The following is a 22,160-nucleotide window of genomic DNA, read 5'->3' on the forward strand; positions in this document are numbered from 1 at the left end:
TTCAGTTTTCCTACCGAGACAAACTGTCGAGAACGACATGCCCAAATCAACTCAAACTTCGAGCTCTCGCGCCAAATCTCCTTCCGATGATACAGAGACCGCTTCGCAAAACGGGATCGCTCCTGTCGACGGCGAGGCGGAAACCGCGTACGAAGCCGCTGATTCTCGTTACGAGGACGCGAAACGTGGAGATATCCACATCGCAGCCCTTCAGAGAATGACCATGAAAGAGTTGATTGATCTCGCGAAACGCGAGAATATCAACGAAGTGGTCGGCCTGAAGAAACAGGACCTGATCTTCCGCATTCTCAAAGAACGCACGAAGATGAACGGTCTGATGTTTGGTGAGGGTACTCTCGAAATTCTCCCGGATGGATTCGGATTCCTTCGCAGCCCGGACTACCACTATCTCCCCTGTCCGGACGATATCTACGTGTCACCGAGTCAGATTCGGCGATTCGGACTACGAACGGGGGCGACAGTCGCTGGGCAGATTCGACCACCCAAAGAGAATGAGCGATATTTCGCTCTCCTCCGTGTCGAAGCAATCAACGGAGCCGATCCGAACCTGGTTCCAGATAAAGTTCCATTCGACGACCTCACTCCGCTGCACCCGAAAGATCGACTCCGTCTTTCTACAGATCCTGCGGAACTGAGCACCAGAACTGTTGATATTGTCGCTCCGATCGGTTTTGGTCAGCGTGGTCTGATTGTTTCTCCTCCGCGTGCAGGAAAGACAGTGTTGTTGCAGAAACTTGCGAAAGCGGTTCTCGACAATCACCCTGAAGCCTACGTCATCGTTTTGTTGATCGACGAGCGGCCGGAAGAAGTGACGGACATGGAGCGTCAGGTGAAAGGAAGTCACTGTGAAGTGATCTCCAGCACGTTTGACGAACCACCCAGCCGACATATTCAGGTCTCGGAAATGGTGATCGAGAAAGCAAAACGAATGGTCGAATACGGCCATGACGTTGTGATCTTCCTGGATTCCATCACGCGTTTGGCCCGTGCGTACAATACGGAATGCCCGAACTCCGGAAAGATCCTCACTGGCGGCGTGGATGCCAACGCATTGCAGCACCCCAAACGATTCTTCGGTGCTGCTCGCGCAGTGGAAGAGGGGGGAAGCCTCACGATCATCGCGACGGCCCTCGTCGACACCGGATCGAAGATGGACGAAGTGATTTTCGAAGAATTTAAGGGAACCGGAAACACCGAGTTGCACCTTGACCGCCGGATGGTTGAGAAACGAATCTGGCCAGCGATCGACGTCAATAAGTCCGGGACCCGCCGAGAAGAACTCCTGATGGGCGAGGATGAACTCCGTCGCGTCTGGATCCTCCGTCGTGTTCTCAACGACATGAGTCCTGTGGAAGCGATGGAGCTTCTCACCAACCGGATGCGTCGAAGTAAAACGAACGATGAATTCCTGCATTCGATGAATCTGAGTTAGTCACTCACTGTTCGAATGCTCTGCTTACAACCGGACCAAAGTGGCGTCAGCGTTCGACGTCACTTTGGTCCGGTTCTTTTTGCGTCTCTGATTCCAGGAGACGGGCAAGATTCAGGAAGATCGCTTCTAGCTCAGCGTAATAGAGATCCTCCGGCATCTCCTTCTTCTTCTTCTTCAATTTGAGCTGCGCGATCTGCAACTCAAGTTCGTTTCTCCTCGCGATGACCTCGGCCGGCAAACGGGAATCTGTCTCATTGGGAATGAGATGCCATTGATGGGCGAGAACGCCATCCGCCAGCAGATTCCCGGTGTCTTTGCGATCGATCGGATGAATGCCGTCAAATCCCTTTCCTGTCACTGGTCGTGCATCACCGTTGTCATCCAGCAGGGCATGCTCCGTCGCGAGTCTCGCATCCGTCTCGTAGAATTTCTGCGTCAGATGATTGGCTAACAGGAACGCTTCCAGTAGCGAGACCTGATCGTCTTTATCGAGATCGCCCGATCTGTTCAAAACAACCTCTGAGAGGAACGCTCCAAACCGGGCGAAGTTCACTTCATTGCCGCTGTTCGTCGCGGTGATGACGACTCGGTTTGGTCCGGTGAGTGCCTCAAGAAAAGGAGCACTCGCTGAACTGCAATTCACAATGGCGACTGGTCGCTCCAACGGGTCGACGAGTTCAGCCAATCGGGAAGGCTCGAGATCAGGCCCCGGCAGATTGAATTTGGCGTTTTTGCCATCGAACGTGCCGTGTCCTAGCATCACAATCCATAGAGGAAGTTGTTTTTCGTCGACATAGTTTCGCAACGACTCTTCGACCGCGTTGAGATCGCAAGCTTTCTGCCCCACTCCCAGCCCCGTCACTCGGAAGTTTCCTTGCTCGGCGGCGCGGATCCAGTTCTGAGCGGAGTTCTCAAAGATCTCGCGATATTCATCGGTGCCTGCGGTCCCAACGATCAGCAATAGCTCACCACGGACGCCCGGCGTTGCAACTGCTTCCCCGTCCGCAGGACAGAGAAATGGAGTACAAAAAAGGAGGGCTGAAAATGCTGTCAGGAAGTTCAGCCGACTGACGAAACTCATTACGCCAACCCCTTCCATCGCCGAAGCCCCCATTCACTGCCAAGGAGTGCGATGACCAACAAGAGAATCCAGGATTGGTGCCACAACGGGAACCGGTTGATCTCCAGCACAGGCATCGATTTCTCTGGCAATCTTTTCGCAAAAGCGTTGAGTGAAGCAATTGGGACCATCTCTCCGCCCGTTGAATCTGCCAAGTCCTTCAGCATTGATGAGTTGATTTCCGGCGATCGGAATTCATCTGCACGCGGGTCACTCACCCAGCCTGACTGTTTCACATGGACCGTGGATCCCGGTTTGCCAGTGACTGTGGCTTCCGCGACATAGGGGCCTGATTGCCGGGGAAAAAACTGGGCGTTGAAGAGGCCTGCTTCGCTCAAGCTGGGGAGGGCAGAGATGGTGATTCGGCTCTTATCCGGTTGCTGGATTGAGAATTCCACCGTTCTCTGATCATCTGGCTGATATTCCTCATCGCGGACCCTCACCTGCAACGTCACGGATTCTCGTTCCACCCCAGCTGTTTCAATGTTTGAGCTCGTCGTCGAGAACTCGACTTGCTGAGGGACATCACCGACGAGCCATCGCGAGATTTGTCGCCAGAGTTTGGCCCCGTCATTGCCATTCGCATTTTGGTTTTGCATGGACCATCGCCACAGGTCTCCGACCAGAAACGCTCCCGTGCGTCCTTTCCCGAACTGCTGCACGACCACCGCTGGCTGTGTCGTTCCCTGCGAATCCGAGACGACTGCCAGAATTCTTCCCCCCGGTTTCGCGTTGGGAATCGGACTGAGCACTTTTAAAGTTGGAGACTCACGGGACCGTTCTCGCTCCGATGCTTCCGTGTCTCGCAATCGCATCCACGGTTCAATCCAGCCATCTCTCGTCAATTCCCACCTGAAGGGACCCGAGCTCACTTCGGCAGGACGATTGAGATACACCGGTAACGCATCCGCAACAGGAGTCTGTTCCCAATGTCCATTTCGAAAGGTTTGTAACCCACCCAGCATGAGCAGACCGCCGCCACGTTCTGAGACGAACTTTTCCAGCATTTGCTGTTGATGATGAGTAAAAAACTCCGCTTCAAGATCGTCAAGAATGACGGCGTCGTACCGATAGAGTTCCGCTTTGGTTTTCGGGAAACCTCCTTTTAGCTCTTCCTCATCGCTGACATTCAAACGAATGACGACCGGCTGGCTGTAGTCGTCGGTCTCTTCGTCTGCTTCAGATTTGAACCCGCGAAAAAGGGGGTTACTCGATTCGCCGACTCGACCTCGGAAATCAAATTTCGCTTCCTTATTTGCAATGCGAACAAGGCTGACAAGATGTAGTTGTTCGTCTTCAGAGAGCGCACGACCGAGAAACTTGTGCTCCCAATTCGGTCGACCGCCGACATAAAGAATCCGCGAAACATGAGGGTCGCGATTCACCGAGACCCATGCTTTGTTATTTTCAAGAGTCAGTTCCGCATCCGGGATTGTTGAAACGACACTCTCCGAATCGGATTCCGTGACGCTCAATCGATAGACCAGTGGTCCAGTTCGATTTGGGTTCAACTGGAATTGCACGTGTGCAGGTCCCTCTTCGGGGACGACGATCCGCTGGGTTTCGACGTCAACTTCCTGAACATCATGGTGTGTCAGCTTCACTGCGACAGAATCCGGTCTCTTTCCTGTAAAGGCGATCTGACATTGGATTGACAGTGGAGTGTCTTCGAAATGCGACTGACTGACTGAAATGGATTGAATCGCGATGTCGCACAGGCGAGGGTCCATTGGAAATTCGACCGGATATACGGGAACCTCTGCAGTAGGAAGGCTCTCTGGAAGGGAGTCGGTGCTGTTTCCATCGGTGAAGAGGAGCACTGCACCCAATGGTTGATGAGCATATCGCTGGAGAATCTCGTGTAGACTCGCACCGAGTCGAGAGCGGTTGTCACTGGCGGTCAGTTGCTGATACTCAGGAACACGAGAAAGTGCGTCCCCAAATGCAAAGCGTTGAACTTTGAAATCTTTCTCGAGGGCAGCGACCCAATCGTTGTTCGAATCGAGTTCCCGCTGGAGCGTTTCGCGACGTGTTTGCGAATCATCGCTGCTGGTGCGAATATTCATGCTCGCGCTGTCGTCCACGAGAATCGTAACGATGTTTTCTCCTTGCTTCGCACGACTGCTGACCAACTGCGGGTCCACCAAGCAGGCAGCCAAGAGAAGAAATGCTGTCGCTTTCAGGAGAAATAGGCTCCACTTCAACCGAAATGGAAGTGTTGAGCGAATCGTTGCCACGACGAGGAACAGGAGAAACGCACCGCCAACAATCAAGACGAAGCCCAACCATTCCGGGCTCCCCAGACTTACCGAATTGATTGCGGACTTCGGGTTCAACTCTGCTCCTTGTTTGACATCACAACAAAGGCGCAACGTCCTTATAGCCTACGAAACCCAAGTGGTCTCAGGAAGGATTGAACGACCTGAATTCCAGTTTTCACCGAAGCTTCATGGAACTGATCAAGAGGCCGGATGCAGCCAATTCAGGTGATGGGCAAAATGAATGAGCTGCAATTTCTCCACAGTCGGATAATCCAGCTTCCCGAACAACGCTGATGGTTGAACCTCGCCATCGAAGGCCTGGAATCGATGAATCGTCTCGAGAAGCTGCCTGACAGCGTCATGATCGCTTTGTTCATGAGCATCGTGAACGGTCGCAGGCATCGTTGGTGTGCCGTCCGTGAAGCCACTTTTCAGTATCTGCTTGAGTGTCGATTTGCCGACAGTGTATCGAATGACTGTCATCACCAGTGACAGTGGAAACGGAGGAGGGGGGAACCCATCCATTGGATACGTCAACCAATCGTTCAGGTGGAGCGCGATCTGCGAGAGGTTCCATTTTCCGTTTTGCTCGTACCCTTGCAGAAGGGCTGCAAGCTCACGGCGGACTTCATCCCATGACTGGAAATTCAATGCACGCTTCTGCTTGCTGGACATTTCCGACCTCCCCAAACATGGTGACGACAGACTCTGAATGTTGTATTACTTGGTCGAAGCAAGCACCTTGATGATCCCCGGGAGAAACGCACCGAGTTTCTTGGCTGCTTCTTCGCTTTTTTCTCTCAAGGCAAACAGATCTTTAATGCAGCCTGGTCGGCGGATTATCGCTCCAAACAACGCTCCGGCCCTCACTGTTCCTTTCGGGCTGACGAGCGCGGTCACTTCAGCAGGCAGATCTTCAGAGAGATCATCGCTGATGACTCGAACCGCCATGAAGCGAGTCTTTCTCTGCCGACAGACTTGCGCGACAGATAGCGACTCCATATCAACGGCGATGGCTCCTGTAATGGCTGCGAGCTGACGTTTTTCAGTCACAAGTCGAACAACGGACGAACTCGAACAGAGCTTTCCAACATAAAGCCCTTGTTCCGGAGCAGCGCGCATCTTCAGGTCGATTGCGAGTTGAATCTCACCGGTTTCATTGGTGATTCCATTGGCGACGACAATATCTCCAACCTTCATCCCGTCGATCAATGCCCCGGAAAAGCCGACAGAAAGAACCCACGGGGGCTGATAGGCATCAATGAGTGCTGTTGTCGCTTTGACTGCCCGAGATGCTCCCATTCCCCCTTCGACAAGGCAGATTCGAGTTTCGTCCAGCTGGCAGCCCCGAAAGGTGAATCCGTTGCCTGATTGACTTTTGAATTGTTCGGTACGCTGCAGAAACGAGGAAACCTCCAGATGCAACGCTGAGACCATCCCTAAAACTGGACCATTGGGTGTTTCATCTGGCGGCGAAGAAGCCTGCTGATTCATTGGCTTTGCGACTCCTTCTGAACCGCTTGTGCTTCCAACTCTTCAATGCGTTTGGCGATGAGATCAATTGCGTCCCGCCGCTCGAGAAGTTTGGCGAACTCTTCGTAACCCGAGGCGTCGAACAAAGTGCTGACAATCGGCGTGAAAAAGTGCATCGCTTGAGAACCGATGAAATTCATCGGCCGGGACATCTCAAGAAATGTGAGCGCCGGCGTCGTCAGGTGACGACGGACAATTTCATAAGCAAGATGATCTACGATCTGCTGCTGACGCTGTGTCGGGGGCGTGTTTTCCCCCTTCACAGCGAAGGCATGCTTCAACATTGAAACCCATTTCGACCGCATAACCACCGCCGCGAAAAGGATGAATGGGGGAGAGGAAACGGATCTCAATGCAGATACGCAGCGAATCGAGACTACCTCTTCTTCGCTACGATTCGATCGGTCCCAACCCATTTGCGAAGGACTTCCGGAACGATGACGCTGCCATCTTCCTGCTGATAGTTTTCAAGAATCGCGATGATTGCTCGGGTGCAGGCGACAGCAGTTCCGTTCAGTGTGTGTACGAACTGCGTTCCCTTCCGTTCAGGAGACTTGCTGCGAACTCCCAAACGCCGTGCCTGATAATCCGTGCAATTCGATGCGGAGGTAACTTCCCCGTATTCGCCGCTATCGCCACGCCCAGGCATCCAGGCTTCAATGTCGAACTTGCGATAAGCAGGTCCGCCGAGGTCGCCCGACGCGATGTTCAACAGGCGATAGGGGATTCCAAGCCCTTGGAAAATCTCTTCTTCAATGCGAACGATCTGGGCGTGGACTTCATCAGAAGCCTTCAAATCGCCTGCAGTGAATGCAAACATTTCGACTTTAGTGAACTGATGGACGCGGTAGATCCCGCGGACTGCTTTGCCGTGTCCGCCAGCTTCTGTTCGGAAACAGTGAGAAATACCCGCCATTTTGATCGGGAGTTCGCTCTCCTGAAAGATCTTGTCTCGCTGTGATCCGCCAAGAGTGATTTCCGCAGTGGCGACGAGAGACAGATCGGTTCCGTCGACAGAGTAAATCTGTGTCTCATTTCCGCGAGGACTAAAGCCGATTCCTTCCAGCACTTCATCGCGTGCGAGATCCGGCGTCGTGTACAGGGTGAACCCTTCAGCTCGCACTTTCTCGATGGCGTACTGAATCAAAGCCATTTCGAGTAGTACCGCTTCGTTCTTCAGGAAGTAGAAACCGGAGCCTGCAACCGTTGTTCCTGCTTCAAAGTCGATCAGATCGAGCTTGGATGCAATCTCAACGTGATCGAGTGGTTTGAATTGGAATTGAGGTTTCTGGCCCCATTCCTTCACAGTAATGGATTCCGCTTCTCCGCCGATGGGAGCCTCTGGGTGGGTCAGATTAGGAATGCTGGTCTGAGCGGCCCGTAGCTCCACTTCGATCGTTCGCAACGCTGCTTCATTGATCGCGACTTTCTCTTTGAGCTGTTTCCCGAGCTCGATCAGAGCAGGGCGTTCTTCGCTGCTTGCCTTGGGAATCTTTCCCGCGACTTCTTTCTGTTCGTGTCGAAGAGCATCTCCCTCGGTGATTAGGCTGGTTCGGTTCGAACGCAGGTTGATCAGTCCGGTCATATCGACTTTGACTCCGCGATCGCGACAGTTCTTTTCGATCAATTCGGCATTGTCACAGATAAATTGCAGGTCAAGCATGGAACGGAAAATTCTGTTGTCGTAGTACTGTGTTTGAGTCAATCAAAAATGCGAGCAGCTCCAACCAGGTGCTGTCGCTCAATTATTTCTGGGCCAGCTCGTGCCAAAGCCAGGCGCTGGAACGAATCCCGTCCCGGTAGGCGTCGAGACTGAAATGCTCGTTTGGACTGTGGAGATTGTCGGTGTTTTGCCCCCAACCCAGCAAGAGAGTATCGACTCCAAGTAGTCGCTTAAATGTCGCGACAACGGGAATTGACCCCCCTTCGCGAATCATCACGGGCTGGTTTCCAAAGCCCTTTTCGATCGCATTTCTTGCGGAGTTGACATATGGGCTGTTCAGGTCGCACAGCACTGCTTCACATCCATGCCATTTGAGAAACTCCAGTTTCAGGCCAGGAGTACAGTTCTCTGTCAGGTACCTTTCCACCACTGCGGAAACCACTTCCGGATCCTGATTGGCGACGAGGCGGAACGAAATTTTCGCCATGGCTTTGGATGGAATAATCGTCTTCGGACCTTCGCCGGTGTAGCCACCGTGGATTCCGTTCACATCGCAAGTGGGGCGGGCCCAACGACGCTCGAGCGTCGTGAATCCTGCTTCCCCGAAAGTCGATTGTGAGCCGACTTTTTGCAGAAACTCTGCTTCGTCAAACGGGAGGGCAGCGAATGCGGATCGTTCTTCAGGAGTCAAAGCGACGACATCATCATAGAAACCCGGAACGAGAATCTTCCCGTTGTCATCCTGCAGCTTGGCTAATAAGCGGGCGAGTGCATTCACTGGATTGGCGACTGCGCCTCCGAAGAGGCCGCTGTGTAAATCCTGTCGTGGGCCGGTGAGTGTCACCTGACAGGCAATGATGCCGCGAAGTCCGTAGGTGATTGCAGGAAGCCCCGGGGCGTATTGAGAAGAGTCGCTGACCACCACGACGTCGCATTTGCAGCGTTCCTGATTCGCTTCGATAAACTTGTCGAGGTTGCTGCTGCCGACTTCCTCTTCCCCTTCGATGACAAACTTCACATTGACTGGAAGTTCACCAACGGAGTTCAGCCAGGCTGCTACTGACTTCACATGAGTAAGCATCTGTCCTTTGTCGTCGGTCGCCCCGCGAGCGTAGATCTTTCCATCGCGAATCATCGGCTCAAACGGTGGAGTCGTCCATTGATCGATCGGATCCGCGGGTTGGACGTCATAATGTCCGTAGACGAGAACCGTGGTCGCTCCCGGCAACTTGTTCCATTCGCCGAAGACGATCGGATACCCAGCGGTGGGGACCAGTTCAGCGTGGCAACCGCAGGCGAGCAATTGATCGCGGATCAGTGCCGCCGCTTTCCAAAGATCTTCCTGATGAGCGGAACTGGCACTCACGCTGGGGATGCGGAGCAGTTCTTTGAGATCTTCAACGTGTTGGTTAGCGTGGTCGTGAAGGTATTTCTCAACAACCTGCATCGTGTCGGCCATGATAATTCCGCGAGGGTGATGAAACATCCACGCGATTTATAACGCCTTTGCCAGCGTTAAAACCAGACAACCCGACCGAGAATTCAGAAGAGTGCGAAGTTGCCGAACAGTCCGCATCGCGCTTCTGTCGCTCTCAAAACCAAAATTTGACGCCATGTCAGGTTGATTGAGCGACTGTCTCTGAGGAGAGAGGCGGCGAATGCTGGTATAAGACCGTTGAAAGGGCTGGGGTACCGCGGCTGGAACGCCACACTCTCAAATAGGGACACTCTCGGGGAGAAATCAACTCCTCTGCCCAAGTGCATCGCATCGCCCGTTAAGATCAGCCTCGACTCGGCGCTGCCTGATTGCGTTGCCTGATTTCCGAGTGCTCGACCGCTCGCGCTCAGAGTAGGGCGGGATGGCAGGGCATCTGGTCGGTACGCTCATGGAGCGAGTTGATCGCTGCCAGGCGGCCAAACTCACTTGCGAAATCTCTTGAATCGAGGCTGTCACGCTAAATTATCGGCGGTCAATGAAACCGCGACGGCGGAGCGTGCTGTACGCTTCGAGTGCGGATTCAATGATGGGGATTGCGGCGCTGACTGGTTGGAACTCGTCCACTTCAACAGTCTTGCCTTCCAGCATCTTGTAATCCTGGAAGAAGCGTCGCACCATGGAGAGGCGGTGTGCTGGCAATTCGTCGAATTGCTCGCAATCGTTGTATTCTGGGTCGTACTTGGCGACAGCCAGAATTTTGTGGTCCTTCTTACCGCCGTCCACCATCGTCATCAGGCCGATCACGCGTGCCTCGACGAGTGTCAGCGGAGCCACTGGTTCCTGGCACATGACCAGAACGTCGAGTGGATCGTCGTCTTCTGCGTATGTCTGGGGAATGAACCCGTAATTAGCGGGGTAGTACACAGCCGAGTAGAGGACACGGTCGACCTTCAGCAGACCGGTCTTCTTGTCCAGTTCGTACTTGACGCTGGATCCCATCGGGATTTCGATGACTGCGGTGAATTCTCTGGGAAGCAATTCACCGGGGGTAACATCATGCCAACAATGGGTCATCTCAACGGCTCTCTACTGGTAAGATTCAATGGCAAAAGCACGCCTAAGGCGTGCTTCACGCTTAACTCACAGCCGGATTCTTAGGCTGAAAGCCATACTAGCCATTCATAACCTGATTCATGCGGGCTCGGTTCTTCGCACGGCGTTTTTCACGACGGCGTTGCTCGCTTGGCTTTTCAAAGAATTCACGCTTGCGCAGTTCCTTCTTCACTCCGCTGTGCTCAACGAGCTTACGGAAACGACGGACTGCATCATTGACTGACTCATTATCACGCAAACGCAAACGAACCACACAACCCTCCAAGCTGCTTTAAGCGGGCGAAAGACCCGATATCCTGAATCGTTCGTTGAACAAACTTTCAACAAACTTCTTGACGAAATCGATCGAAGAATTGGCAGTATATCGACTTTCGCGTCGCCAGCAAGTTTCCTTGGGGAAAACTTTATGTCGAAGAAATGTTTATCTGAGAATGCGACCTGTTACAACAACGACTGATGGGTATTGTGTGTTTTTCATGCACCGGCGTCGAGCTGATTTGTCACTTCCCGTTTAATCGACACAAGTTACACCTGATTGGGGCGCAGTTCTCAGGTCCTGGAAATTCCGCAACGAGGGCCGCCGCCGCGACGATGAACAGTGGAATTCGATTCTATGTAATAATGTTTGCGGTCTTCGGAGCCATCGAAGCGATTCACCGTTGGGCACTCGGTAAAACGCTGGTTGTCGTTAACCGACGATTTCCATCGGTCTTTTTCATTATCCTCCTCGTCGCGATCGATCTCTTTTTGATCTCCATGAATGTGCTGCATACGGATTTCATTCGTTTTGTCGTGATGTCTCTGATTTCTCTTGGACACTGCTCGCTTTGCGAACATGGTGTCCGCGTTGGGATGCTGTTCCATCGGTATCAGAAAATTTCCCATTGGAATTTCTCAACCAAAGTGATTTCTGAGGAGATCAGCATGGCGGAGATTCAATTTTGGCGTGTTGATGATAAGCCGGGCAAAGAATCCCCGATCGTGATCTCTGATTATCCTGAAGATCACAAGCAGTTGATTGCAGAGGTGCTCACCTCAAAAATCGGTCCAGAGAAGTTGGTCGGATAGAGGGTGTCAGGCATCGCTGTTGAGGTAACTCACAATCGGAGCAGAGAAGTCGTTCTGGTTGCTTGGTTGATCTCCGCTGGAGTGGGAGTCGTGTTGAAATTTGCTCTGGAACTCCGTGGAACTCGTCAGCTTCATGCAGATTTCGTGTGAATGCGATGCGGAGCTTCAGCGAGCGTCGAAGATCGGAACTCGTTGAATCCACAGCGAAAGATGCGTGATTACCTACCCGATCCCCTTTGGAAAACGCTATCCTACGGGGAACTGTCACTCTTCATTTTCAACCATTGTGCAGATCCTTGTATCTGCCGCTGCCAGAGCTGAGTAAAATGTCCGAATTTCGCATCGAAAAAGATTCCATGGGCGAAGTGAAAGTTCCGGCCCAAGCCTACTTCGGAGCCCAGACCCAACGCGCTGTTGAGAACTTTCCGGTCTCCGGATGGCCTTTGCACAGCGATCTCATTCATGCCATGGGATTGGTGAAATATGCATGTGGTGTCGCGAATCGTGATCTCGGTAAACTGACCGGCACAGGCAAAGAGCCTCTGAGTGATGCCCAGGTTCTCGCAATGCTGAATGCCGCTGAAGAAGTGGCCGCTGGCAAGTTCGACGATCAATTCCCGATTGACGTCTTCCAGACAGGTTCTGGAACCAGTAGCAACATGAACTGCAATGAAGTGATTTCCAATCGAGCCATTGAACTCATGAATGGGGACCGATTCGCTGCCAAGAAGCCGATTCACCCGAATGACCACGTCAACATGGGGCAGTCGACCAACGACACATTCCCCACTGCAATTCACGTCGCGACAGCGACTGCGATCAACTCTCAGCTGATTCCTGCTCTCAAGAAGTTTCAGGCTGTTCTGGCCAAGAAGGCCGCAGAATGGGACAAGATCATCAAGATCGGACGCACCCACCTTGCAGACGCTACTCCACTGCGTCTCGGGCAAGAGTTCGGTGGCTTCGCTCGCCAGTTGGAGCTTTCTATCGATCGGGCCCACGTCGCACTGAATGCAGTTTGTGAACTCCCAGTGGGTGGAACTGCGGTCGGCTCCGGAATCAATACTCACCCTGAGTTCGGTTGCCGGGTTGCTGAAGTTCTCGCTCAGAAGACGGATATTTTGTTCGTCGAAGCTGAAAATCACTTTGAAGCAAACGCTCAGCGTGATGGTCTCGTCGAATGCCACGGCCAGCTCAAGGCAATTGCAACGACGTTGATGAACGTTGCGAACAACATTCGTTGGTTGGGGTCGGGGCCTCGTTGTGGATTCTACGAAGTGATGATTCCAGACCTGCAGCCAGGAAGTTCGATTATGCCGGGGAAAGTGAACCCGGTGATGTGCGAAAGCCTGATGCAAGTGGCCGCCCGCGTTATTGGAAACGATGCCACGATTACGGCGAGCGGGATGATTGGCGGTAACTTCCAGCTCAATATCATGATGCCTGTTATGGGGCAGACGACTCTGGAGTCGATTTCGTTGCTCGCCAACGGGACAAATGCGTTTGTTGACTTCTGTGCCGAAGGGCTCGAAGCCAATGCAGAAGCTTGTGAAGCAGGGGTGGAAAAGAGTCTTTCCATGTGTACCAGCCTGAATCCATTGATCGGATACGAGAAGGCTGCTCAACTTGCGAAGGAAGCATTCAAGTCCGGTAAGACGATTCGGGAGTTGTGCGTTGAGCAGAACATCCTCCCTCTTGACGTGCTCAATAAGGCTCTCGATCCAATGAGTATGACTGAGCCACACGCATAAGCTGCGTCTCTTGTAGTGCTGTCGGTCGATGATGCTGTTCTGTAGAAGTGTTGAAGCGAGGCTGCAATCTGTGGTTGCGGCCTCGCTTCTTTTGTAGTGCTGCATTCAGCTCAACTGATTCGCTTTTCGACAGTCATCATGCGCACGATGCTGAATCTCTCAGCAGTTCCTCTAGCTGCCAAACGTACTCGCATTGACGTGTGTAGATGTTGTTATGTGTGGTGATAATTGTCTTGTTATTGTTTAGTCATTGATGGGGTTGTATTGCTCACCTGTTGACTGTTGTGGGGCTGGTTTGGTGAAAAAACTGTGTGAAATTCGACAGTGGCATAGGAGTCGCGTAGGATTAGGTCCAGTACGTCTTTAGTTCATTTTTCTAGACATGACGGAGAGACCATGAGGGAAAATTCTGTTTTAGTGATCGGTAAAGTTCCGCGAGGCGCGACGCACCGCAACAAGGGCTTTACGCTGATTGAGTTGCTCGTTGTGATCGCAATTATTGCCGTCCTCATTGCGCTGTTGCTCCCAGCGGTTCAGCAGGCAAGAGAAGCGGCTCGCCGCTCACAGTGCAAAAACAATCTCAAGCAAATTGGCTTGGCGATTCACAACTATCACGATACTCACAGCTGCTTCCCACCCGGTTCGACGGGCTATGCAGCCTACGAAGGCCCCGACAAGGTACCGAACTGGCGTCTGCATATTTTTCCGCAGCTCGAGCAGTCCGCCATTTTTAATCGGCTCGACTTCACATCTGAAGGCCGCACATTCTCTGGGATGAATACATCAGCCCCCAACGTTCAGTTGCTATCGGGGTTCCAAGTGCCGGTGTACAACTGCCCCTCCTCAGCGACCGACCCATACGGTGTCGCAGTCAGTTGGAATCCAGACCACAATGCCGCGAAGATTCAGGTTCCTATGTACATCGGAGTCGCTGGAGCGGTGATTGATTCAGGTGCACAGTTTCCCGCTGGCCGGCAGGTTGGATTCACGAATGTCTACGGGACGTTCTCTAATAACGGGATCTTCAACTGGAACAAATGCGCTCGGATGAGAGACTGCACCGACGGGACTTCCAACACGCTCATGGTTGCTGAGCAGTCTGGAAAAGTTGGGAATATCGATCTTCGTGCTGGCTATTACGGCGGATATACGGGAGCGAGCTTCACAGGGCTTGTCACCACAACGCCCGCATTGTCTCCCGGTGGATTTGACGGATGGGGAAGCGGAATTTCGACGTTGATGTTCGCGATCAATTCAAAAACTGCCCCACACGGGGCGAGCGAGATCTATCAGCCCAACCTGATCTGGAATTCATATCACGTCGGCGGGATTCACACTTTGTTGTCAGACGGTTCCGTCCGCTTTATTAGCGAGAACCTGTCAATGGATACGCTGCGAGCCCTTGCTTCAGCGAGCGATGGAATGGTCGTTGGTGAGTTCTAAGCGATAGCTGTCGCATTTCAGCGAACACTTTCGAACTGGAAACAAGCAAAGCTCCCGCACACTGAAATGCGGGGGCTTTCTTTTTTTGCAAATGCATTCGGTTGAATACAAATAATGAGAACTTGTCGATGTGAGCCTGTGGTGCTCCCTGTCAAAAATGCAGTCTGTTGTCATTAAAAGAGGTGGATGTGCCTCAAAATGTGGCAATGATGTATCAGTGTTTTGGGATGCCAAGAATGATTTTGCCCATATATTTACAGTAGATCCTACGTCGTTGCCGTGGGGTGGTTTGGAATTAAATATTGTCATATTGGTGTATCTGCGGCATCCAAGTCGCATGTGCAGTGGTCGTCCGGGCACCCCGTGGCCAAATGTCGATCTGCTGTTTGTTCAAGAATGGATGGTTTCAGAGTAATGATTTCAGGGCACTTATTTTCAACGTCTCACAGAAAGCCTCGAAGCAAAGGTTTCACGCTCATTGAGTTGCTTGTGGTGATCGCGATCATTGCCGTGCTGATCGCGTTGCTGCTCCCCGCTGTTCAACAGGCTCGTGAAGCGGCACGTCGCTCCCAGTGCAAAAACAATCTCAAGCAGATTGGACTGGCGATTCACAACTACCATGACACTCACAACACATTTCCGCCCGGCGCATTCGGTGGGTCGCAGACTTACGAAGACCCGTTCACGATTCCGAACTGGCGTCTTCACATCTTCCCAGGGCTGGAGCAGACCGCTGTCTACAACCGTCTGGATTTCGTAAGTGCCGATCGCACCTTCGCTGGCTCAGCAACTTGGTCACCGAACGTTCAGGTTCTGAGCGGTCACACAGTACCAGTCTACAATTGCCCGTCATCGCCCAATGATCCGTTCAATGTTCCAACCGTTTACAATCCAGAACACAATAGTGGGCGTATTCAGTGCCCGATGTATGTCGGTGTCGGCGGCGGTTCAATTGGTACTACTGCAGAACTTCCTGCTGGACGAAGCGTTGGATTCAATACTCCGCAAGGGACCGTCACAAACAACGGGATGCTCGGCTGGAATGCCATCACTCGGATGCGAGACTGCACAGACGGAACTTCAAACACTCTGATTGTCGCAGAACAGTCTGGCAAAGTGGGGAATACCGACACTCGTTCCGGCTACTATGGCGGTTACGTCGGTGCGAACTTCGGCATACCAGTCGGAACAAGCAACCCTTCAGGTCTCTACCCATGGTGCACAGGGCTCTCCAGTCTGGTTTACCGTGTCAACAGCCCAACAGCGGCAACTGGTGCCACTCAGGCTTACGAGACCAACACCATTTGGAACTCCTACCACGTCGGTGGAATCCATGCTCTGTTGACCGACGGATCAGTCCGTTTCATCAGCGAGAACATTTCCATGGATACACTTTTGTATCTATCCGCTCGTAACGACGGAATGGTAATCGGCGAGTTCTAAAACTCCCGAGGTGCTGAGGTTGATTAACGCGAAGAGAGAACAGGAATCGCCTGTTCTCTCTTTTTTTATGGAATCACGTCCGAGGATTCGTCAGATTACTGATCAAGTGATTTCATAGCGGCCGTCCCGATTTCTCCAATGAGCTTATTGACCGATCCCTTTCCATCGGGGTGAAGGCGATTACTCAGGAAGATCACGTACAGATCGTGTTCCGGGTCAATCCACATGCCCGTTCCAGTGAAGCCGCCATGCCCAATCGAGCGATCGCTCATTCCGTCGCCGCGGTTACTGGAGAATCCTGTCTGACGATCCCAGCCCCAGGTTCTCGTTCCGCCTCCGGGGACGGGACGAGAAATGAGCATTCGCTCAATGGTCTCAGGCTGCATGGCTCGCACTCCATCGAGTTCGCCTTTTCCCAGAACCATTCGAGCGTATCGGCTCAGGTCAGATGCGGTTGAGAAGACTCCTGCATGGCCGGCGATTCCGCCCATGTCTCTCGCTCGCGGATCGTGAACCACTCCTTTGATCCATTCGCCGTTCTCCTGGTTTTGCGGTGCCGCACGGGCTCCTAACTGTTCCCCGGGCACGTATGTTGTGTCGGTCATTCCAAGCGGAACAAAAACGTTCTCTGCGGAAAACTCCTGCAGTGTCTGACCGGAGACTCGTTCAACGAGAACTCCCAGAGTGATGAAACCAACATCCGAGTAGATAAATGCTTCCCCAACCGGTTTGCTCAGTTTGAGGTTGCAGATCTTTTCCCACGCAACAGTCGGCCCCTGTTCATAATCACGAATATGGTTGTCGGCGATGAGTCCGGAGGTGTGTGTGAGGAGATGATGAATCGTAATCGCTTCCTTGCCGTTCTGGGCGAACTCTGGCAGATAGTTTGATACTGCGGCGTTCAGATCAAGTTTTCCTCGTTCGGCGAGAATCATGATGCAGGAAGCAGTGGAAACCGGCTTGGAAAGTGATGCGATGTCATAAACGGTCTCGAGTGAATTCGAGACCTGAGTCGGTTCGCTTTGCCGTTCCCCGTATGCTTTCTCGAGCAGTATTCCCGAACTTCTTCCGATCGCCACAACGGCCCCGGGGTATTGGCCAGTCGACAGCCCTCGCTGCACGATCTGATCCACTTGTCCCTGCAGTCGATTTGCGTCGTTTGCGGAGGCAATCGAACAGAACAGGGCACTCGCCAAACAGGCTCGTAATACGAAATTCATCAGGGTCAACAACCTTTCTTCGACTTCAAATTGACTTTGCGGTGACCAGTCTAAATGATCGGTTTTCTTTGATCCATTCGCTGGGCAGCCGCGTTCCGCTTCATTGAGAGCAGTATACAGCGACAAAATTCCAGAGTACGACGGCGGAGCAGGAAATGACTGAGCACTCGATACGAAAGCAGCAATTCTGGTTCAAAGTTCTCCGTGTGATTTGCGCCTGCATTCTCATTTTACTGGTGGTCGGTGTGATCAAATGGGGAATTGACTTCTGGCAAGTCAACAGTCAGATCGCGGCGATCCGGAATGCCGGACTTCCGACCAATTTTGAGGAGCTGGATCGGTATTACGAACGAGAGAATGGAATTCCGAACAATTCCGATTTATGGAATGCTGCTTTCGACGCCGCCAACAAAGCCGAAGTCGCCAAGTCGGGGATGCCGTTGTTTGAAGAAGACATTCCGCCGTTCGATGAGCCTTGGGATCAACTTGACTCCTGTCGAGACTACCTCAAAAAAATTGAGCCTGAGCTCGTGATGATCCGAAAAGCTGCCACCGCCGGAGGGCAAGTCATTGTCCCGAGAATCCCCGGTAGCGATCCGATCTCGCGATTCATGGATTCCTCTTCGGCTCGAATAATCCCGCGAATTCTGAATCTCGATATGAATGTTTCTCTCCGCGACGGAGATGTGACTCGCGCACTTCAGGATGTCAGGGATGCGTTCAAAGCCAGTAATGCGATATCTCGTGGTGCCGTGATGATCAATGCGTTGATCAGAAACGCACTGTTCAGCTCCGCGATCGCGATGAGCGATCGACTCCTGAATTCCGCAGAACTCACTGACAGTCAACTTGCTGAACTTCAGAACGAGATCGCAGGTCCAGACTTCCTCCAGGAAATAAATGATTCACTGATTGGAGAACGATCATTTCAGATTGCAAGCATTGACAGTTTTCCCGTGTCTTTGCTCCTCTGGCAGCCATCGAAGCGAGAGATGCTCAGTGAGAATGTCAGAGTACGCAAAATCCTCAGTAAGGGTCTTCCGGAAGCAACACGCAACCTCGACAGTATTTCGAAAACTCAAGCAAAGGGATTTCCACTCGTTGAACTAATTGGTCCATCCCACGCCGCGTTCATTGAATCTGGTGCGAATATGGTCGCAAAACAACATTCCAGAATTGTGGCGATCTCTGTTCAGCGACACGCGCTGCGACATGGCCGTTTCCCGGAGACGCTCAACGCGATTGACGCCGATCTTTTTCCATCGGACCGTGATAAGCCGACATCGATCGTCGACCCATACACCGGTGACCCTCTCCGTTTTGTGGACAGCGAGAAAGAGATTCTCATCTACAGTATCGGTTCCAATTTGATTGATGATGGCGGCAATTTTGACGAGATGAGTCAGGGCAGAGATGTCGGGATTCGGCTGCTCAAAAAAGAACGCTGACCTCTTGATCGCCAATAAAAAAGCCCGAGGCCACAGTGTGACTTCGGGCTTTTCGTATTCTGAAATGAATGCTACTTGATGAACTCTTCGCTGACTGCGAGGAACTCGTTCACGCGTTTCTCAATCACGTCGATACTGCGGTTCCAGAAGTCTGGCTGTGTGAGGTCAAATCCAAGTGTCGACTTGACTGCTTCTTCCGCGTTCGAGTTTCCGGTGGCAATCAGCAATTCGCTGTATTTTGCAGGGAAATCTGCACCGAAATCAGCCGCTGTCGAATAGAGCCCCAAGGAGAGCAAGTATCCGAATGTGTACGGGAAATTGTAGAATGGCAGCCCGGAAATGTAGAAGTGCAGCTTCGAAATCCAGAACACATCGGACCACTCAGAAAACGCGTCGCAGTACGCTTCCTTCTGTGCTGCGAGCATAATTTCTGTGAAACGCTCAGAAGTCAGTTCCGCTTCTGGTCGTTCTTTATAGAACTCGTTTTCAAAGATGAAGCGGGCATGAATGTTCATGAGGAACGCCACGGAATCGGACAGCATATTGTTGAGGATTCCGAGCTTCTCTGCGTTTGTTTTCGCTGATGACAGCCGCTTCTCTCCGAGAATTGCCTCGGCGAAAGTTGATGCAGTCTCAGCCAGATTCATCGGGTAGTCCTGCAGCAGATATGGCTGTTTCCGCAGAACATATGAATGATAGGCATGGCCGATTTCATGAGCGAGAGTCGACATGCTGTCCGGGCTGCCGGTGAATGTCATGAAAATTCGGGATTGTCCCTTCACTGGGAGTCCTGTACAGAAGCCACCCTGTCGCTTGCCAGCACGGTCTTCCGCCTCAATCCACTTGTCTTGGAGAGCAGTGCGGGTGAAGTTTCCAAGGTCTTCGCTGAATTCGTCGAAGCTCTCAATAATTGTGTTGCAGGCCTGATCCCATGTCAGGGTGTCCCCACCGCTGGATGCTTGAGGCAATGGAGCCAGTTGATCGTACCATGCCATCTGCGGCACGCCGATCAGTTGTGCTTTGCGCTCGAAGTATTTCAGAAGGATCTGTTTACGCTCGCTGATGACGGCCCACATTGTCTCCAGCGTCTGACGCTCCATGCGGTTGTAACGGAGCGGGGCATCAAGGTGGTCTTGAGTCCCCAGACGCTTGTAGCGTGAGAGCCGGGTTCCTGCGATGTGATTCAGCGAATCCGCACAATGATCAGCAACTTTCTTCCATGCCTTTTCAACTGCGAAGAAATTGTTCTGTCGCACGTTTCGATCAAGCATGTCCATGCGAACCTGACCAGGAGACTTGCGAACAATTTCGCCTTTCTCCATCAGCTCGATGCGGAGTTCTCCGGAAATGCGGTCGTAGAGACGTCCCCAGGCATGGATGCCATCCACACCCAATTCGGCTGCGAGCATCTCGAGTTCCTTCGGCAAACGGAACTGAGCATTGGCGCGAGAGTCGGTCAGGAAAAACTCAATGTGAGCAAGTCGAGGGTCTGCAGCGGCGAACTCTTTGAGTTGTTCATCACTGACATCGCGCAGTCCCAATTCCAGATTCGTGAAAATCTGGTTTCGTTGCGGACCTGTCGCGCCGAGCAGAGCTTCCACTTGCGCATAAGCTTTGTTCTCGGATTCCGCAGCAGTGTGACAGCCGACAAACGCTCCCAGATCGCAGGAGAAGGAAAAGAGCTTTTCGACTCGCTCGATAAACTCGCCCCAGGCACGTGCTGTTGCCTTCGATGGCGATTGCAGTGCTTCAGATTCTTCTGCGAGAGCAGCAAGGTCTTTCTTGAACTTGCTGAGCAATTGTTTGAATTCCGGAGAATCCGGGCGGGGATAAAGTGAATCCAAATCCCAAACGATGCTGTATTTGCTGGCGACATCTTGCTGCGAGCGATTGGTCATACTTTGCAGGTCCTCTAGAGCGTATCTCAAGTACGTTTTGCGTTCCGGCGATCAATCACCATGTGAGAACGAAATTTTGGCCCCCGACGCCGCTAACTCACCTCTGAAGCAGAGGGGAGAGCAGAGCTCGGAAGTCTCCCAACTGTAACCTCTCAACGAACATTCGGAAAATGTTCTCCAACAAATACGACTGATACTTTTCATTTTTTCAGAGTATCACAGTGCAATACTTCGCCCAGCTTTCGCAACTCAGCGTACCTGTCCAAGGAATCACGAACCTGCAGCGTCGATTTTCAACAAAACCCGACAGGAAAATCGGTTACGACATCTGTTCTCGCAGAGAATCTCGGGGATAAAACTGGTCGATTGCAATGGGGGCATCTAGAATCATCGAATTGGATCGACTCCTCTGCCGACCCACGCTGATCTGATTGCGATTTGTTCCTTCGATCAAACTAGGATTCACCGATGCAACCACGTGTTCTCACAGCTCTTCCCGTTTACAACGAAGAGAAGCATCTGGTGGAAGTGCTGTCCCATGTCAAACAGTTCAGCACGGACATTCTGGTTGTGGATGACGGTTCCTCTGATGGGACATCTGAGATTCTCAAGTCGATCGACGGAATTCAGGTGATTCGCCATGCTGTGAATCAGGGGTACGGAGCAGGGCTGCGGAGTGCGTTCAACTATGCTCTCGAGCACAAGTTCGACGTTCTGGTCACCATCGACTGCGATGGACAGCATCAGCCTCAGATGATTCCGGATCTGGCTGCCGCGATTTACGAAGGAACCGAAGAGCCCTGGGATATCATTTCCGGCAGCCGTTATCTCGAACTCTTTGACGACAATTCGATCCCGCCGGAAGAGCGTCGCAAGGTCAACGTGACGATTACAAACCAGCTGAACGACTGTCTGGGATTGAAGTTGACCGACTCGTTCTGCGGGTTCAAAGCGTACCGGGTTGATGCACTCAGTGTCTTTGACATTACGGAATTGGGATATGCGATGCCGCTGCAACTTTGGGTGCAGGCGGTTCGGCACCGTCTTCGGATCAAAGAATTTCCGGTTCCGCTGATCTATTTAGACGAAGAACGCTCTTTTGGCGGGTCGCTGGATGACTCCGTCCGACGTTTGCAATATTATCAACTCGTCCTGAAACGCGAGATGGAAGCCCAGCATGTCGAATGCGGAGACAATCCCGCTCGCGGGACTCAGGAGTAGAGCAACAGGTTTTGGGTGACAGGATGACGCCGAAGCTCTCGCGCAGGACGCACAGTTGAACAGCCCCTAGATATATTTCCTGAACGT

The 22,160-nt window shown here is 52.4% G+C and carries 18 protein-coding genes; 7 read left to right on the plus strand and 11 right to left on the minus strand.

Annotation, left to right across the window (positions count from 1 at the left end):
* The first annotated feature begins 37 nt into the window (after positions 1-37).
* Positions 38-1,453, plus strand: a complete 1,416-nt coding sequence (rho, locus tag SH668x_RS09245; protein WP_437188404.1) for a transcription termination factor Rho — start codon at positions 38-40, stop codon at positions 1,451-1,453.
* Between the two features lie 46 nt (positions 1,454-1,499).
* On the opposite strand, the gene SH668x_RS09250 is transcribed toward rho, so the two are convergent.
* From SH668x_RS09250 to rpsU, 9 genes are all read right to left on the minus strand, one after another.
* A complete protein-coding gene (locus SH668x_RS09250) occupies positions 1,500-2,534 on the minus strand; it encodes a hypothetical protein (protein ID WP_437188405.1) in 1,035 nt (344 codons plus the stop codon).
* Positions 2,534-4,909: a hypothetical protein gene (locus SH668x_RS09255; RefSeq protein WP_437188406.1), complete on the minus strand. Its 2,376-nt coding sequence runs from the start codon at positions 4,907-4,909 to the stop codon at positions 2,534-2,536. Before SH668x_RS09255 ends, SH668x_RS09250 begins: the two co-directional genes overlap by 1 nt.
* A gap of 123 nt (positions 4,910-5,032) precedes the next feature.
* Positions 5,033-5,509, minus strand: a complete 477-nt coding sequence (locus SH668x_RS09260) for a DUF1569 domain-containing protein (protein WP_437188407.1) — start codon at positions 5,507-5,509, stop codon at positions 5,033-5,035.
* Between the two features lie 45 nt (positions 5,510-5,554).
* Positions 5,555-6,328, minus strand: coding sequence for a phosphorylase family protein (locus SH668x_RS09265; RefSeq protein WP_437188408.1), 774 nt, complete (start codon positions 6,326-6,328; stop codon positions 5,555-5,557).
* The gene (locus SH668x_RS09270) at positions 6,325-6,651 is read right to left on the minus strand and encodes a hypothetical protein (protein WP_437188409.1); all 327 of its coding nucleotides are present in this window, start codon (positions 6,649-6,651) and stop codon (positions 6,325-6,327) included. The genes SH668x_RS09265 and SH668x_RS09270 overlap by 4 nt, the downstream gene beginning before the upstream one ends.
* 92 nt (positions 6,652-6,743) lie before the next feature.
* Complete coding sequence (gene serS, locus SH668x_RS09275) at positions 6,744-8,030, minus strand: serine--tRNA ligase (RefSeq protein ID WP_437188410.1); 1,287 nt, start codon at positions 8,028-8,030, stop codon at positions 6,744-6,746.
* An 82-nt stretch (positions 8,031-8,112) separates the two neighbouring features.
* On the minus strand, positions 8,113-9,489 hold the full coding sequence (locus SH668x_RS09280) for a dipeptidase (protein WP_437188411.1): 1,377 nt from the start codon (positions 9,487-9,489) through the stop codon (positions 8,113-8,115).
* 501 nt (positions 9,490-9,990) lie between these two features.
* A complete protein-coding gene (locus SH668x_RS09285; RefSeq protein WP_437188412.1) occupies positions 9,991-10,542 on the minus strand; it encodes an inorganic diphosphatase in 552 nt (183 codons plus the stop codon).
* Between the two features lie 97 nt (positions 10,543-10,639).
* Positions 10,640-10,834 (minus strand): 30S ribosomal protein S21, encoded by a 195-nt coding sequence (gene rpsU, locus SH668x_RS09290; RefSeq protein WP_437188413.1) that lies wholly within the window; start codon positions 10,832-10,834, stop codon positions 10,640-10,642.
* Positions 10,835-11,202: 368 nt separating this feature from the next.
* Between rpsU and SH668x_RS09295 the strand changes: the two genes are divergently transcribed.
* The 4 genes from SH668x_RS09295 to SH668x_RS09310 all read left to right on the plus strand — a co-directional run bounded on the left by SH668x_RS09295 (position 11,203) and on the right by SH668x_RS09310 (position 16,286).
* A complete protein-coding gene (locus tag SH668x_RS09295; RefSeq protein ID WP_437188414.1) occupies positions 11,203-11,649 on the plus strand; it encodes a hypothetical protein in 447 nt (148 codons plus the stop codon).
* A 326-nt stretch (positions 11,650-11,975) separates the two neighbouring features.
* A complete protein-coding gene (locus SH668x_RS09300) occupies positions 11,976-13,400 on the plus strand; it encodes a class II fumarate hydratase (protein WP_437188415.1) in 1,425 nt (474 codons plus the stop codon).
* A 396-nt stretch (positions 13,401-13,796) separates the two neighbouring features.
* The gene (locus tag SH668x_RS09305) at positions 13,797-14,843 is read left to right on the plus strand and encodes a DUF1559 family PulG-like putative transporter (RefSeq protein WP_437188416.1); all 1,047 of its coding nucleotides are present in this window, start codon (positions 13,797-13,799) and stop codon (positions 14,841-14,843) included.
* Between the two features lie 414 nt (positions 14,844-15,257).
* Complete coding sequence (locus SH668x_RS09310; protein ID WP_437188417.1) at positions 15,258-16,286, plus strand: DUF1559 family PulG-like putative transporter; 1,029 nt, start codon at positions 15,258-15,260, stop codon at positions 16,284-16,286.
* Positions 16,287-16,381: 95 nt separating this feature from the next.
* On the opposite strand, the gene SH668x_RS09315 is transcribed toward SH668x_RS09310, so the two are convergent.
* Entirely contained in the window at positions 16,382-17,506 is a 1,125-nt protein-coding gene (locus SH668x_RS09315; protein ID WP_437188418.1) for a serine hydrolase domain-containing protein, read from the minus strand.
* Between the two features lie 155 nt (positions 17,507-17,661).
* Between SH668x_RS09315 and SH668x_RS09320 the strand changes: the two genes are divergently transcribed.
* Positions 17,662-18,954 (plus strand): hypothetical protein, encoded by a 1,293-nt coding sequence (locus SH668x_RS09320; RefSeq protein WP_437188419.1) that lies wholly within the window; start codon positions 17,662-17,664, stop codon positions 18,952-18,954.
* Between the two features lie 71 nt (positions 18,955-19,025).
* Here SH668x_RS09320 and SH668x_RS09325 read toward each other — a convergent pair whose 3' ends face one another.
* On the minus strand, positions 19,026-20,852 hold the full coding sequence (locus SH668x_RS09325) for a M3 family oligoendopeptidase (protein ID WP_437188420.1): 1,827 nt from the start codon (positions 20,850-20,852) through the stop codon (positions 19,026-19,028).
* A gap of 468 nt (positions 20,853-21,320) precedes the next feature.
* Here SH668x_RS09325 and SH668x_RS09330 point away from each other — a divergent pair, with 468 nt between their 5' ends.
* The gene (locus tag SH668x_RS09330) at positions 21,321-22,073 is read left to right on the plus strand and encodes a glycosyltransferase family 2 protein (protein ID WP_437188421.1); all 753 of its coding nucleotides are present in this window, start codon (positions 21,321-21,323) and stop codon (positions 22,071-22,073) included.
* Positions 22,074-22,160: the final 87 nt, after the last annotated feature.

The organism is Planctomicrobium mucosum (genome assembly GCF_051466335.1).
GTDB lineage: Bacteria > Planctomycetota > Planctomycetia > Planctomycetales > Planctomycetaceae > Planctomicrobium.